This window comes from Natronorubrum texcoconense (assembly GCF_900100335.1).
In the GTDB taxonomy this organism is placed as follows: domain Archaea; phylum Halobacteriota; class Halobacteria; order Halobacteriales; family Natrialbaceae; genus Natronorubrum; species Natronorubrum texcoconense.
The window spans coordinates 923,140-938,437 of the sequence record NZ_FNFE01000001.1 but is presented as its reverse complement, the minus strand read 5'-3'; the positions used below and the strand labels follow the sequence as shown (position 1 = coordinate 938,437).

The 15,298-nt window shown below is 52.9% G+C and carries 8 protein-coding genes and 1 pseudogene; 4 read left to right on the top strand and 5 right to left on the bottom strand.

Translation table 11 applies throughout. The annotated features are described in order from the left end of the window. The first annotated feature begins 8 nt into the window (after positions 1–8). Genes BLT08_RS04410 through BLT08_RS04400 form a run of 3 tightly spaced genes read left to right on the top strand, consistent with a single transcriptional unit; the run spans position 9 to position 4,442 of the window. On the top strand, positions 9–845 hold the full coding sequence (locus BLT08_RS04410; RefSeq protein ID WP_090303548.1) for a hypothetical protein: 837 nt from the start codon (positions 9–11) through the stop codon (positions 843–845). Next, positions 842–3,763: a hypothetical protein gene (locus BLT08_RS04405; RefSeq protein WP_217636367.1), complete on the top strand. Its 2,922-nt coding sequence runs from the start codon at positions 842–844 to the stop codon at positions 3,761–3,763. The genes BLT08_RS04410 and BLT08_RS04405 overlap by 4 nt, the downstream gene beginning before the upstream one ends. Then, a complete protein-coding gene (locus tag BLT08_RS04400; protein ID WP_090303547.1) occupies positions 3,753–4,442 on the top strand; it encodes a hypothetical protein in 690 nt (229 codons plus the stop codon). The genes BLT08_RS04405 and BLT08_RS04400 overlap by 11 nt, the downstream gene beginning before the upstream one ends. A gap of 352 nt (positions 4,443–4,794) precedes the next feature. Here the strand turns inward: BLT08_RS04400 and BLT08_RS04395 are convergent, their stop codons facing one another. Next, positions 4,795–6,600 carry a DUF262 domain-containing protein gene (locus tag BLT08_RS04395; RefSeq protein ID WP_090303546.1) on the bottom strand — a complete coding sequence of 602 codons (1,806 nt, stop codon included), beginning with the start codon at positions 6,598–6,600 and terminating at the stop codon, positions 4,795–4,797. A 963-nt stretch (positions 6,601–7,563) separates the two neighbouring features. On the opposite strand from BLT08_RS04395, the gene BLT08_RS04390 reads away from it, so the two are divergent. Continuing rightward, entirely contained in the window at positions 7,564–8,034 is a 471-nt protein-coding gene (locus tag BLT08_RS04390; protein ID WP_090303545.1) for a tyrosine-type recombinase/integrase, read from the top strand. Positions 8,035–8,240: 206 nt separating this feature from the next. Here BLT08_RS04390 and BLT08_RS23270 read toward each other — a convergent pair whose 3' ends face one another. The 4 genes and pseudogenes from BLT08_RS23270 to BLT08_RS04375 all read right to left on the bottom strand — a co-directional run bounded on the left by BLT08_RS23270 (position 8,241) and on the right by BLT08_RS04375 (position 15,249). Further along, positions 8,241–9,425, bottom strand: coding sequence for a homing endonuclease associated repeat-containing protein (locus BLT08_RS23270; RefSeq protein WP_245724165.1), 1,185 nt, complete (start codon positions 9,423–9,425; stop codon positions 8,241–8,243). Beyond that, positions 9,425–9,668: pseudogene (locus BLT08_RS23545) on the bottom strand (DUF5797 family protein); the annotation flags it as partial. The pseudogene BLT08_RS23545 and the gene BLT08_RS23270, both read right to left, overlap by 1 nt. 317 nt (positions 9,669–9,985) lie before the next feature. Continuing rightward, positions 9,986–12,700 carry a homing endonuclease associated repeat-containing protein gene (locus BLT08_RS04380; RefSeq protein WP_175529229.1) on the bottom strand — a complete coding sequence of 905 codons (2,715 nt, stop codon included), beginning with the start codon at positions 12,698–12,700 and terminating at the stop codon, positions 9,986–9,988. Positions 12,701–12,741: 41 nt separating this feature from the next. Next, positions 12,742–15,249, bottom strand: coding sequence for a DEAD/DEAH box helicase (locus BLT08_RS04375; protein WP_090303543.1), 2,508 nt, complete (start codon positions 15,247–15,249; stop codon positions 12,742–12,744). Between the last annotated feature and the right edge of the window lie 49 nt (positions 15,250–15,298).

The window sequence follows — 15,298 nt, the reverse complement described above, 5'->3', positions numbered from 1 at the left end:
GACCAACGATGAGTAAAAATCAAGGCTACATCCTCAACACGGTACAGACGCCCGGTCCACTACGGACCGTGTTCGAATCGATCCGCAGGGGTCATACGACGTCTGAGGAGCTACGTGACGACACCGACCTACCCGCCGATCTGCTCAAGCAAGGCCTCAATGGCCTCCAGCAGCTCGGTATGATCGGTCGCGAAGAACCGGACTACTATACGATCGAGTATACCTGGGAGACCGGTGATCGCGGACTCGACTTCCGCATGACCGCGCTCAACCAGCTGGCGACACGAGCGGAACCCGGTGACTGGGGCAAACAGTCAGTCGTCCTTTTGAACTACCAGTATCTGCTCCAACACGATATCCAGTACTTCGAGAGTAACGATGAGGTCCTCTTCAACGAGATTAACGACTGGCAACAGAGTGACCGCGGGTATCGGCCTCGCTCGAGTCAGGGCCCGATCGTCCTCAACGAGCCAAAGTTCGTCAACTGGACGCGGCTCGTCGACTCCCTCGGACTCGTCTACAAAATGAGCGGCCGATCACACACAGTCTATCCCGACTTAGACATGATTGAACACTCGATCCGATTTGCCGTCGAAGATCTTGGTGAGGACGATCGAATTTCGATCGAGGACTATTTCGATTGGCTCAACCAGAATCTCCTGTTGATCGAGTTGACAGCCGACGGTACCGTTCCTGCACCGTTCGCCCGGGTGCTCTATACCCTTGTTCGCAATGGTGCGATACGAATCGTCGAACGCGGTGACGCAGGTGCAATCAGTCTTGATCGTGTGCCGAGCCACAGTGATATCGACCGAGAAGCGAACACACTCGAGGTGGTTGGATGACAACGAACGAACTCCAGACTCCGGCCGTGGCGGACGCTCGATGTCCGCATTTCGACCAGATCGATGAAGAGACCCTCCGGCGGTTGTTCAGTAAAGTCGCGGCGGTTCGATCCGAGGACCGTCGATTGTTCGACTTTACCCATCGTCGTATGGAGGTGTTCCGGGGAACGAATGCATCTAACGCAGAAAAATGGGGTGAGGAACGTGTCTACCGACTGTTCTCAGCTGACCGCGTCGGTAACTTCGCAGTCGTCATTGAAGGCGAAGTTGGGACAGGGAAGTCCGAACTCTGTGCATACCTTTCTCACCGCCTGCGTGACGATGGCCGCCCGCTGCTCCACATCGACAAGGACGACGACCTGATGTCAATCCTGTCCGAACGGATTCCCCAGTTTTACGAGGAACACTTCGGCGAGGAGCTCCCTGGGGCGTCGGAGTTCAAACAGCTTCGTGATGATATCGAAAACATCCCTCAGGCGGTCGCGAACAACGCAACCTCGGGTGCTATTCTCAACCTTCGAAGCCGCGGTTACGAGGTCAGCCCCACGGGTGATCAGGAAGACAATATCCGCGACTTCGTTCGAGGAAAGTTACAGCTGCTCGTTGAAAAGGGTGAGTACGCCCGCGAGATCAAGTTCATCACTGAGGGCGAATACAAGCAACGAGACGAGCTACAAATCTTCCAGCAGTCAGTCGGTGTGGAGGAAGCAGTCGATGCGTTCAATCAAGAACTGTGGCGGGAGGTCCGTGACCGATACAACACCGCGTCACTCGACGACGTCCTCGAGCACGTTGGCAGTCAGTTCACCAATACGCGACCGGTCATCATCTTCGAGGACTTCTCGATTACGGCGATGGAAGCCGAGAAGCTCCGAAATTACATGGAGCGAGACAAAGGGAGCGACAACTGGGACTTCATCGTCGCCGGTACTCGCGACTCGACTAGCGTCTTGCACACGCGGACTGCAGAAGATCGCTTCGAGTTCTTCCAGACGAACGAGCGTAACTCGAACAGCGTGCTCTTCCTGGACGAAGACATCGCCGTCGACTTTGTTCGGCCGTATCTCGGCTACATCAAGTCTTTCGACGACAGCGTCAGGTACGAGGAGGACGACTCCGGTGGGTTGACGCTTAAAGAAGCTCCCTCCGGTTCAATCTGCGCCCGGTGCGACTTCTGTGACGAGTCGTTCCGCGACCTGTTCCCGTTCAATCAGACGTTCTTGCACCGGCTGTACACTGGTCTGGATGAGAGCCAGCAATCGCCTCGAGAGTTCATTATGACCGTCTTCGAGGTGCTCGAGGAGTACCACGAGGGATTCGTCGATGTCCCCTCGAGTGCGAGCGTCCTCCGGAGTCTGACGAACAAAATCTCCGCTGCGGACGAAGTCTACGAAGATGCAGAGGAGTTCGCCGACTTCGCGAAGTGGTACGGCACCGTCGACCGGAGCGGCGAGAGGCCAGTAATCGTCATCGACAAGCGATTCGCCGATGCGTTCGGCCTCATCCCCGAAGACCCGGATAAGTTGCCAGAGCAGATAACAATCGATCAGGAATCTCAGCAGATCCTCGTCGCAGAATCCGGAGCCAGTGGTGAAGTCACGACTACGACGAAAACTGGAACGACCAAAAAGAAAGAGACTCAGGGCGAAGAGAAGTCGGTTCTTGAGCAGACGGTCGACGATCAGAAGGCGACGATTGACTCTTGGCTCGACAGTCCGACCGATCACCCGGAGACTGACCGGTACATTAAGACCGCTCTCCGTGACTTGCTCGAAGAGCTGACGGATGAATATCGTCTCTATGAAGGACAACCACTAGAATACAACCTGAGTAGCCAGAAATACCCGTTCGTTTACCCGGACGGGACTGAATCCCCGGATACCGATCAGATTGTCCTTGATCGACACGAGTTTCGGAGATCGGACCTTCGAACGCTTGTCGAGTTCGGCGTCAGGCGAGTCGAAAAGAAAAACACCGCTGACCTTGAGGGGACGTTACAGAAGCTCGGTACGCAGCTGACCGATTACGCCCACCAGTGGCGCCAGAAAATCATCGACACGTACCTCGAGGACGACAGCGTGTTCTACAAACAACACGCCAAGTACGACTTCACCGACTTCGTTCTAGCGTCGTACACTCACTTGTGTCTATTAGACTCGCCGTGGACGGAGCCCACACCAGAAAATCTCAACGACCAGTTTGAGAGCGACGAGGAGTTCTCCGTGGACTCTCAGCTCAAGAAACAGTTGAAGTCGGCACTGCCGCCGGAAGAGTACGATCACATCGAATCCGCGATGGAGTACGCAGACGACATCGAGCGGATGATGAGCGAGTTCCTCGCAATCTCGGCCGGGAGCCTCGACGTCCCCGCTGTCCGCCAACGGATGGAGCGTTCTGAGCCATACGACGTCCTGACGATGCTTGGACGCGGGTACATCAACAACATCGAAAGTCGAGTTCGATTCGATACGAGAAAGTCGCTGAAGGACTTTGCCGACGCGATGTACGATGTCCGACGCGAGCTCGACGAGATCAGCGAACGCGAGTTCGATGAGGATGTCGTCGAAACGGTCTCTACAGAGCTCGCTGGCGTCGACCTTGACAGGATCACGGACCTCTATGAGGGTCTCGAAACGTATGATGACGTGAACCCCGATTTCATCGAAGAGCTTGGGAAGTTCTGTCGGTTTTCACAGGAAGACATCGATAAATCCGTAGACGCAGCGACCCGTGCGACGGAACTCCGAAATGGTGATCGTGCGGAACAAATCCGCGCGGCGCTGATCAGTCAGAAGCTGACGGCAATGCCAGTCGTCAATCAGTATCAGAAGGTCCCACTCGAGATCAACGAGGGTGGTGCAGGAATAGACCGTCTTGGTGACCGGTTTATCGAGGTGAGTGATCACTATGTCAACTGAACCCGAACCTAAGTCGTTCGAAGAACAGGTCGAGGACATCTACCAGCAGTATCGCCACAAAAAGCTCGAGAGTCGCCTCGAGGAAATCGCCGAAACCATGGAGGAGACTGTCCTCCAGCAGATCCTCGCCGAGGAGTTTCTCCAAACATCGATTGAAATCGATGAGGAGGCGAAAGAGGCGGTTCAGGATGCTCGCCACCACCTCGAGAACAATGAGTACGGAGAGCTGAATTCGATCATCAATACCGTAGAGGAGCTGGTTGCGGATCAAGAACGGCGGGTCAGCAATAAGATCCACGAAGAACGGATCAGCATGAACAGTATGGTAAACGGTATGCAGCGACTCAATAGCCGCGTTGAGCGGGTCAGTGAGGCGAAGATCGAGGCTATCGATGAGCTTCTCGATAATTGGGACTGGAAGGGGCACGTGTACCGTGGGGAAGATACGAGCCTCGAGGCTCGCAAATCGCACGCTGCAGAGTTCGGGCAGGATATGCGACGGTTTTTCGAGGAGGCTCGAGACGACATTTTCGGCCCATATGAGGGAACACCGATCGAACCGATTGTCGACGATCTCTTATCGGATGACCCACTATATCTTGAATCGTTAAAAGATAATCAAATTGAGGAACTCCGTAGATCTGATTTAGAAAGCTACGTCAAGCTTTCACTATCCTAAGTATACGAGCTCCGAATTTGTTGTTTTACTGCTTATATTACGTATTTACATTTATAGGCCCGTATAAAAATCACGGAACCTATAGGTGGTGAACTTGCAGTGTGGGAATCTATTATCTATATATTACTATGAACACTCTCGAATTTATTCACAGTAAGAGCTAAACTGTTTCAGAATATCTCTCTCACGGTAAGTAAATATCATAAATATTTGTAGTTATATTAAATAACAATAAAGAGACTAATTTCAAAGCTCATTTAATTAGACAGTAGGTTTAATCAAGAAAGGTTCATTAGCTACCGACCTATATGTTGTTTACACGATTGTAAATAAAAATAATAGAACGTGTGGGCTACAGGTCCACCCAGATATCGGCTGCAGTTTCGGCCAGCTCTTCTGACCGGTCATTGATATCGTTCATGGACCAGCCGTTGTAGTTGTCGGCGACCTCGTTGGCCATCGTGTACTGACTGTCGGCGTAGTGGGGTGCCTTCTGGTCGAAGGGATCGTTGCTTGCGGCGATGTTGAGCCGCGATTCGAGGAGGGTGAGATTCCCGATACGGTCGACATCGAGTTCGAACTCTTCCTGCGTAACGCTGAGGGAGTCGCCCCAGGCGGAGTACTTCTTGGTATCGAAGCTTCCGCGCGGCGCGATGTGTTCGACATCACCCTCAGTACGCCCCCCGAAGCGGCTGCTGCTCCCCGATCGGAAGTGCTCGTGCTCGAGCGTCGAGAGGACGTACTGGGTCTTTTTGCCTTTGTTCCACTCCATGCGCGCGAACGCGCGTTCGAACTCCGGCTTCGAGGGCATCAGGTCCTCGAGTTCCTCGCGGACAGCGGCCACAGTATCGACCCCCGGCTCGAACGCGCTGTGTGCGAGAGTGATGTACGCCCGAACTTCTTGCGGGACACGCCGCTCGACGACTCGACGTGCGAGTGACATTTTTTCGGTCATCTCGAGGATCGAGATCAGCTCGTCAGCGGGGAGCCCTGTGTAGAGCGCACGCACGACGAGGATACGGGGCGGCGTCGCCCCGATCTTGTTTAGGTTCTCGAGATGCCGATTGATTTCGGCATTGTCCGCGTCATCCCTGTAGTGGGTGATGTTCGCGAGTGCGACGTCCCGGTAGTACTCGGTTCCGGTCGCGAGATCACCAGCGTAGTCCTCGAGGGTTAACGCACCCTCGTCCAGGCGCTCGTCCATGATCTCCTTCACTGTGTCGTACAGTTTGGAGTTCGTGATCTTGTCCTCGACCGGTACATGGGGGTATGCCATCACCCAGTAACGGAGCGCCCGAGATTCGTTCACCTCGTCCAGATTGCGCCGAGCCTCTCGCCAGGAGCGTTCGACGTTCGGTTTGTCGATGCTCGGCTCTTCGGCCAGCTCCATAAGCCGGTTTTTGATGTGGTCGACCGGTCCCCAGTGGACGCCGCGACCGTTGCAGCCCTCCGACAGGCGGTACGGTGAGTAGCTCTCGCTGAAGTTGAACACGCCGACGACCTGACGGTGAAGGAACCGCTCTTCCAGCCGCTCGATGTCGTTTGGACCCTTCACTCGAGCGTCGATCTCCGTCCGGATGCAGTGGATGAGGTCACCGAGCTTGTCGTGCGTGATTGCGTCCTTCGGGGTTGTCGGGTCGTCGAGAAGCATCTGGAACTCCTCGTCGTAGAGGTCGGCCGCCTCCTCGTCTTCCTCCTCATCGTCATAGAGTTGGGTCAGGCGCACGGTCGTCTCTGTGCCATCGCGGGACTGTGTCTCAAGGTACTTCCGTGTCAGTTCCCGTGCGGCATCTGGGTCACCGAGTTCACGGTATTTCTCGGTCAGGCAGGCGACGAGCAGACTCGCCGCGACCATCCTCTGCTGCCCATCGACAACGTATTGGACGACTGGTCCATCGCCAGCCTCGTAGTGACTATCGACTTGGAGCTCGATGACTCCGAGGAAGTGGGTTTCGTGTCCTTCCGGGCCGTCATCTCCCCGGTTGACTTCCGGGAGGGCGTCGACGTCGTCGAAGTTTTCTTGCATCTGCTCGGCGCCCCAGGCGACAGGACGCTGGTTGTCGACCATCTTGTAAACCTGGTCGCGCGCGAGCAGCGTTCCGATGCTAACTGTGTCCGTCGTGATACCGTGGTGGTATCCGGATGCGGTGAAGCTCATACGTTGTTTCCTTTATTTGTGGATTCGAGCTTCACCGGAGGCGATAGCTTTGATAGGCTGGGACACAAAGAGTCACCTAAGCCTCAGGAGGTGTCCACGCCTCCGGGGTGCCCCTCGGACCGGACCCCGACAAGGACAGTCCGAGGGACTCACTTGCTCAGGGGCTTACGCCCCTCACTTCTAACACCGAACGTCTCGATGTCAGAAGCTACTCGAACAGAGGGCAGTTTGTCATAAAAACGTTTCGCCATTATAGACATGTCGGCGGATGGGGGCGGAATAATAGGCCGTAGAGGCCCCACAAAGGATGTTTTCGCGGATGCGGGATCTGTCAAGTTTATTTTGATATGGCTTGTTCATATACGTCACAAAGAGAACAGGATTGGCCATCTGTAAACAAATAATCAGGTTTTGGAATGGGTGCGTCTAGAGTGTAATCTTTGTCTCTTCGCTACAGTAGGGCGAATTCGCTATTTACAACTGTCAAACTACCATAAACGGCAAATAAGCACATTCTCCTCCCCACTAGACATTCTAATCCCTCTGCCGCGTACAATAATTACAATCTTCGGAGGAACGTATACAAATTCTCGGAGTTAATACGAGAAGAAGAAAAGTGAATACAACTATAATATCCTAAATATGGCTGTGAATGGAAGTCTCTTCGATACCTATGTAAAAACTTGGTCATAACTCCAAGGGAGAGAGGTTAACCAGCTAATACGCTATTTTGAGATTATACACATGAAGTGGGTTCAGAATCTTCGGAGGGTTCAGAATACTAGAGAAGAACTGACAATCGTTTAGAACAGGCTGAGTACGACAAACTCCCGACCGCGATGACCGACCCTGCTGCAAATGGCAACTTGGTAATACACCGAGTGTGCTACACCGTCCAGTGAACGATCGACGACACATACCGACGTTCAACACACCGATAGCGACGGGCGTGCCAGTACCTGGTTGAAACCCGAACAGGTCGAACAGCTCCGGGACATATGCCTATCCGGCTCCGTCCCGACGTATTTTCAAGATAGAAACGAGGCGATAGTCGCGCTCCTCTATGACGCCGGCCTTCGCGTCGGCAAAGTGTGCGCCCTCGACGTCGACCATGTCGAACTCGAGGCCGGGACGGTGTACCTCGCGAACGACACTGTCCGACTACTCCGGCGATACCTTCGCGACCGCTGGAAAGACACCGACGCCCTCTTTCCCACCCGCTCGAGCGACCGCCTCACCACTCGGTCGCTCCAGCGCCTGGTCGAAAAGCCTGCGACCGAGGACGACGTCCGCACTCATGTCGCCGGCGGTGATATCGGCGATTTCAAGGACGTCACTCTCCATACGTTGCGTCACTCGGCCACCTATCGGATTATTTCGCTTGATGACGGTTGCCTCAAGGACGTGCAACTCTGGTTACTCCATGCGAACTAGCAATCGACGGATCAGATTTTCAGTCACCTTACTTGAGGTAACAGCGTTAGAACCAATCAAACACACTTTTAGTCACTGATGGGCGAGGAAGTCTTGACGATTGTGCAGATCTCGACTGAGAAGGTATTCGCCACCGCCTTTCAGTCCGTTCTTGAGAGGTGTATCCGTTCTCAGGCTGTGGATAACCATAAATTTGAGGAGAAGAACTATTCCTCAACATCGGCTTTGATTCGTAACGCAAGCTGAAGGCTGATTCCATCTATCTCTTTGAGATCGTTGACAGAGGCTTCTACTAATGCCTCTCTCGAGGTATACCCTGCCTCAGCGAGAGCGACTGCATCTGATTCGAGTACACCGCTGATCGTTGTTAGTTCCTCTAGGCTCGATTCAACCTCGGTATTAGCGTCCGTAGACACTGAGGTAGCAGTCGTCGCCTCATTAGAACTCCCGCTATCAGCTGTGGGACTTCCAGACCGATCATGTGAACCACTGCTGGCAGCCGTGCCCTTTTGGACTGAAGGTCGCTCGTTAGGCTCAAAACCTGCAAATCTGATAGCGTTAGCCCACGACCCGAACCGAAGGGAGCCAATCCCACCAGTGACGTCTCCGTGCTCGTTCATTTCAGTTGTCGTCGGTGGATGCCCAAGCTTCTCCGCCAAGTTCGAAATCGCATCGAGGATTCCCGTGTTCGTGTACTTTCGATTGCTCCAATCCGGCACATCTGTAGGATCAAAGCCAGCTTCCTCGAGTGCCTGATTCCACGAGTCAAAAACCGTTTCATAGGCCGTCGGTTCGTACTCGCCGTAAGCGGTGACCAACGGTTCAGTTGGCGGTTCATCGATAATCTCCGCAAAGCGCTGAATCTCCTGGACGAGGTCGCCTTGAGTTACTTCTAGTGAGCGTGTATCGTCATCCTTCGTCTGCTCCTGTGTAGCCGGTTCCTCGAGTGTGCCGGATGCAGCAGGGGGTTGGGATACTTTTCCTTCTCTTTTATTGCCTCCCTCTTGATCCGGAGAGACAGAGCTAGATGGGGAACTGTCTGAAGCTGATTTCCTCTCTCTTTCGGTCTCGTTCGACGATTGTGCTGTAGTATGTGCTGTGAGTTCCGCTTCTGAGGTGTCTTCTGGAATGAGACCGGCTCGCTTGTACGCACCAACAAGCGATCCAAACACTTCACGATACTGTTGATGAGAGTACTCGCACCGCTCGTTGACGTCGCTTGCTGTTGGAAGACGACCTAACTCTTGAGCAAGACCAACTAGTGCGATAATGAGATTACGGTCTTGTAGGTCAACGGGTTCGTTAGTGGAAGGTCTCGAACCAGATGAAGTGGACACCTCACCGGACGTATCTTGGCCCGCTGATCCCCGAGATTGGTCATTTTCGTTCATAAGCTGTTCCGCCTCATCAGTCACGCGGATGAGGCTACTCTCATCACGGTAATAATACTGTTTGAGCTCCGACTCGAGATACTGGTGTACTTCGCTCCCGGAATCGAACTCCCATCTCTCTTGGAGCTCTTTATTTTTCGTTGGCTGGAGTTCGACGATGTCTGCTAAGCGGCTCAAGTTTGCCTCTGAAAGACCGTCTCTCTCGTTCCGAATGGTCTCTTCTTTTGAGGGGCGATCACTCATGAAACTGGCTCTGTCTTCTACCTGTCCAAAGACGAACCCACCAACTTCTTCTACGTCTTCTCCATCCTGTTGTTCCGTGAGTTTATGCCCTCCATCCGTTAGTAGACGTGCCGAAGTCGATCCGAAAAGCTCCCGCTTTGGTTGGCTTCGGATACTCGTTAGATGCAACAATATGAGAGTCGGCGGTCTTATCATGGAGACAGTTGAATTTGATTACGGTAGATGTCTATCTCAGAAACGGTTAAATATTCCCTCCTGTACCCGAAATTCATCCGTGATCGGACATCGGCTCCGAAAGTGAAGTTCGACATCCTCTTCTAATCCTCAATATCAGCTTTGATCCGCAATGCCAGTTGAATGTCGATCCCGTCGATTGCCTGAAGGTCCTCTGCAGATGCTTCTTTGAGTTTCTCTCTCGATGTGTATCCATCTTTTGCGAGGGCAGCCGCATCTGATTGGAAGACACCGCTGACTTCCGTTAGCTCCTCGAGATCAGCCTCCGACGGTTCCGCCGTAGTCGTAGTTCGTTCAGTGGTAACCGTCGCAGTCACCTCCTCTTCGTTGGTATCTTCCTCGATGTCTGTTTCAGAGTATTCTAGGGTGACATCCTTCAGGCCTGCAAGTTCGATGGCTGTATCCATATCTCCGAATCGGGTACCCACTGTGGTACCCGAAATTGAGCCCTTCCGATTCATTTCCATTAGGGAGGGATTGTGGCCGAGCTGTTCTGCTAACTCGACGACTGCATCAAGAATGTCCGCTCGAGAATATTTCCGTCGGTTCCGAGCTGCCTGATCAATCGGGGAGAGGTTTGCCTCTCTGAGCGCATCCGTCCAGGAACCAAATGCAGCATAATATTCGTCGATAGAATATTTCCCATACTCTCTCATGAAATCCTCACTCGGCGATTCATCGAACATCACTGCGAGGTCCTGAAGATACTGGATGAGTTGTTGTCGGCTAGGACCTCCGGCCTGCAACGCCTCTTCTGCAGTTTGATCTATCGATGAATCCAGCCGAGAGACGGATTGATCGAGAGTATCGATTCTATCACGATGCTCGGTAGTTTCCAGGATATCGACTTCCTCAAACAATGCGGTCGCTTCGGTTACGAGGGTGGCGGCTGTTTGCTGTGATTCGACCGCCGCATCGACGTCGTCGACCTCCAGATGCTGATGCCCCTTCTCGATGAGCTGTTCGGCACGGTCGAGTTTGTATACTGCTTCCTCCCTCCTCTCCTCATGCTGCCGTTCGCGTTCTTGAACCGCGTGGTGGCGATACTGCTCTACCTGCTCGAGTCGCTCGGTGATTTCCCATGTATAGCTCAACTCGTTCTCTTCTGCAGTTTGACGCGCCCGCTGTAGGTAATCGATCGCCTCATTGTAGTTCTCTATCGCCTCGGAGAACGAACCGTCAGTGACGCGGTAGTTTCCATCACTGATTTGTGTTTCAGCAGTTGACATCGAATCTAAGACACGGTGCTTTTGACGGCGATTGCGTGTTTCCTCGAGCAGGTCGTTGACCTTTTCTCGTCGAGAATAGATCGCCTGCTCCCCGTCGTCCACTTTGGAAGTGATCTCTTTCGCATTATTACAACACTGTGTAGCGTAACCGAATTTTCCCGTCGCGGCATCGAATGACTCGTTCTCTAGCGCGGTACGCCCCTCGGCGATATACGTGTCAATTTCGTCTAATGCATCTTCGAACTCCTTTCGGAGTCTCTCCGTCCGGAGTTCCGCCCGCTTTTTCTCGATGTTTGCCTCTAGTTTCTCGAACTGTGTACGCTCCTCAGGTTGTAATCCTGAGGCCGGAACCGACTCGAGTGCTTCCTTTGCTTTCGTAAGCTCTTGGTCTACATCGGAGAAGTACTGGCGGTCCAGATGGTCACATGCAATCCGGTAGCGACGTTCCGCATACGTAAGCTGGTTGCTAGCTTGCTCACGGCGTTCAATCCGCTCTTCCAAATCTGAGCGAAGATCAGAAATACAGTCGATAGCTGCCTGTCCTGCAGCCTCCTGAAACTGTTTGGCGCGGTTTCGACCAATACTATCTATACCGGTCAACGAATTTGATTGATGCAGTTCCTCTGGTGTGGAGATTCCATGCTTCTCTAAGCGTGCGCGATACCCCTTTCCAATTCCTGACACGTCGTCTAATTCAGGAAGGGATAATTCAGTATGCTTGATTAGAAAGAAGGCGTGGTCAGGCTCTTCGATAGCGTCTTCTATTATTTCTAACTGCTCAACCGCATTCTGGAGAGTATCGGTATCGACACGGTCTCCCTGTTTGTTTCGGATGATATCGGTTTCCGCGAGTACGCCCTCTAGCCGCTTGACGACTGGCGTAAACTCGAGACGTTGCTCAAGTGTTTCGTAGGTCTCGATCAACATTTCAATCTGTGAGTCGAGACCATGCAGTTCCTTCTGATCAGCGAGCGGGGGTCGGTCGTGCAATTCTCGTAGTGCACCCTGATACTGATCTAATGTGTTAGATGCGGCTTGCAGTTCCCCGTCTGCGAGCAATTGATAGGCCTCTTTGGCCCCTTTCTCTACGCGCTCTAGGTTGCGTACTGCTTGCTGTATCCCCTCCAGATTTTCGTCAAGGAACTCGACTAGATTGGTAGATCGTTTGTGATGATGTCGTAGCTCTTGCAGCTGTTGTTCGTCCGAGCCGTCTTTTTTCTTGAATTGGGAGACCTGCTTTTCGACTCTACTTGCCGTCTCTGCGCACTCTCGAGCTCGCTGGCGAGCAGTGGTTATATCTTCTTTGTCGATAGCTTTGGCGGTATCATCGGTCAATTCATTGCAGTTCGACACACAGCTTTCGAGGAGACGGTTAGCGTGAGTATCTCTCAAACTAGTAAGTTTTCCTTTAATCAGGAAGACCCCGACCGAAAGGGCTGCAAACGGCCACCAAGGGGTACCGGGTATAACTACACTTGTAATAGTCACGAACAGTATGAACAAAAATACATAATGGGATAAATTTGCTATAGTATGGTACTTTTTTGCTGCTGAAAGGTTCTTTTCCATCTGTTGTTGCATATTTGTCTTGTGTTAGAAGTTCTATTCTGTCATTCCCCAAGTCTTAATTCCCGTTCTACAGCCGCTCGGACAATCGTAGAGGTATTGACTCCATCTACAACTTTAGATTGAACGACTGCGTAGAGAACGGGATTCAGTTCTACAAATCTGGGCTCTTCGGTCCCGTCTTCGCCCACCACTGGTAAATCGGGAGTGTCTATCTCGTCAAGATGCTCCCTGATCGCCTCTGCGACGAATTCTTGCTCATCGTCCCAATTTCGGCTATCGGCGACTGTACTCGATACTTTCTTCCATAGATCCGTGGCAATCGGGATTGCTTCCATCTCGACACCGCTGACGAAGTTTAGAGCGCTCTCTTCTGGAGAACTAGAGACAGACTCGCTCGTGTCCTCGAGAGCCAAGAGAACCGACGATTCGGCGTCAATCGCGTCCGCACACAGCTGTTCGAGGTGTGACCGAACCTCACGATCGGATGGCCAACTATAATTGTGCGGGGCTAGGTCGTCGATAGCGTTTGCACCCTCTCGTTCGAGCTGCCAGATCGTTTCGGCGACATCCGCCGATCGTGTCTCGAACGTTGGTTGTGCCTCGAACGATGAACCCCAAGCTAACAATTGACTCGCCGTCTCGAGCAATTCGATCCCGTCTTCCTGAGGGAGGAGAGCAGTGCTTGTGGTGGGAATCCCCATGATGTGGTGGAACTCCGCTTCCTTGTCACCATCTGGGTTTCGGAGGATACGACCCATGCGTTGGACTAACGATCGACTAAGTCGACCCCTGGCCCGATTGATCCCCACGTCCGCCGTTTGTATGTCGACACCCTCTCCGAGAACGGATGCCGTCCCAATAATCGCCCCTGACTTTTGGTTTTCATCAAATTCACGAACGACCTCGATCGTATCGTCCGCACTCTCCCAAACGACTTGGATGTAGTCATCGAACTCGTCGCCGAGTTCACGGCGAAGTCCCGATACGACGGTTTCGATCTCATCCCCGGATTCGAGCAACACTACGCACTTGTGATCTGTAACGGACTCTAGGACTAAGTTCGTAATCTCCGATAGCTCCGGAGAAAGATTGTATTTCGTCAAATTCCGTGATTTCACTGCCGATGAGAACTCGCGATAGCCGTCATGTTTCTTTTTGATCTCACGGCCTGCTGTAGACTGTACCACCGATCGAGCCTCGTGGAGGGTTTCGAACGCGACCTCGGATGGATCTCGATCCAGCTCCTGCATTACATCTTCGGGACCGCCATCAGAGAACCGTTCGGTACCCTGCTGGCAACGCTCAGTCACGTCGGTGAGAACCGACTGTCCCTCGTAGGGGACGAGGTGTACCTTCCAGTCACAGCGCGGGACGATTCCTGCCCTCTGTCCATCGCGCAGCGTAAAGGTAAGCAGTTTCTCGATGTTGCGACGCTCTAGTGTCCGCGCATTCGTTTCGTCAATCGAGCCGGACAACGCGACGACGTCGCCGTCGAACTCGTTCAGTATCGATCCAAAGCCACTATCGCCCAGATAGTGATGTGTTTCGTCGAGTACGACGAGGTCAGCGTCAGGGACGCCACGTTGGAGAACGCGCTTCGGCGTCCAGAAGTGGACATCCCCCCATGAGAAGGAGACAGTCTCTTCGCCGCCGGTCGTAGTACTCGCTTCCGGGATGTTCAATCGATGGTCGAACTCGCGTTTCCACTGCTCGAGTATTACCGTACGATGAGCAACGACTAGAACTGTCCCTCGTTGATCACTCGGCTGCAAATTTGGTTCGGTGAGTTCTCGATCAATGGGGTGTAATTTTCCGAAGTGGTGCGCGATTGCTCCGAGACCGAGGACAGTCTTTCCAGTTGCAGTCGCCATATCCACGTATCCTCTGCAATCGTTCTTGAGCCATCGTGAGAGGGCCTTTCGTTGGTGTTCCCAGAATGGAGTGACCATTTGCGGCTCTTCGACTAGCTCGAGGAGGCTTTTCGTAGAACGCCGGTACCCAGTCGCAACCTCGACAATCGCCTCGACGTACTGGGGACTTCGTGGCCGACAGAAAATCTCAGAGACGAGATCTGAGACTGCAACGCTTTTTGGCAGACGAATACGATCAATCCCTTTTGCGTCGAGGGAGTCATCGCCTTCGAAAGACTGCAATAGAGCCTTGTTCACGATCGCTTCAAGAGCGCGACTTGATGATTTAAAATTCGTCGTTTTTGACGAACGAATTTCGCGCTGAAGTTCCGTCAACATCCACGCAACGAGTCCGACTTTTCGTCCGGAAACGTAGCCGAGGGGAAGCGTCGTCTCTTCGTAGTCTACGGACATCGACTTTCCCAGGCCCTCTCGATAGTACTCACCTGTTTCACTCGCAAAATCAGCCTTTGTTAAGTTAGTTTCTCCTATTCCGATACCGTATTGAAGGAGATCAGCTGATTCGTCGATATACGAGGGCCATTGTGCCTCAGGAATCGAACCTAACCAGTTGTCTCGAAATAGCTCGCCGGGACTTGATTGATCTGTGACGTTGTCTGCGATATCTCCGATTTTCATCTATTAGTACCGACTGTAATATCCAACCGAATTCTAAACTACTATTCAG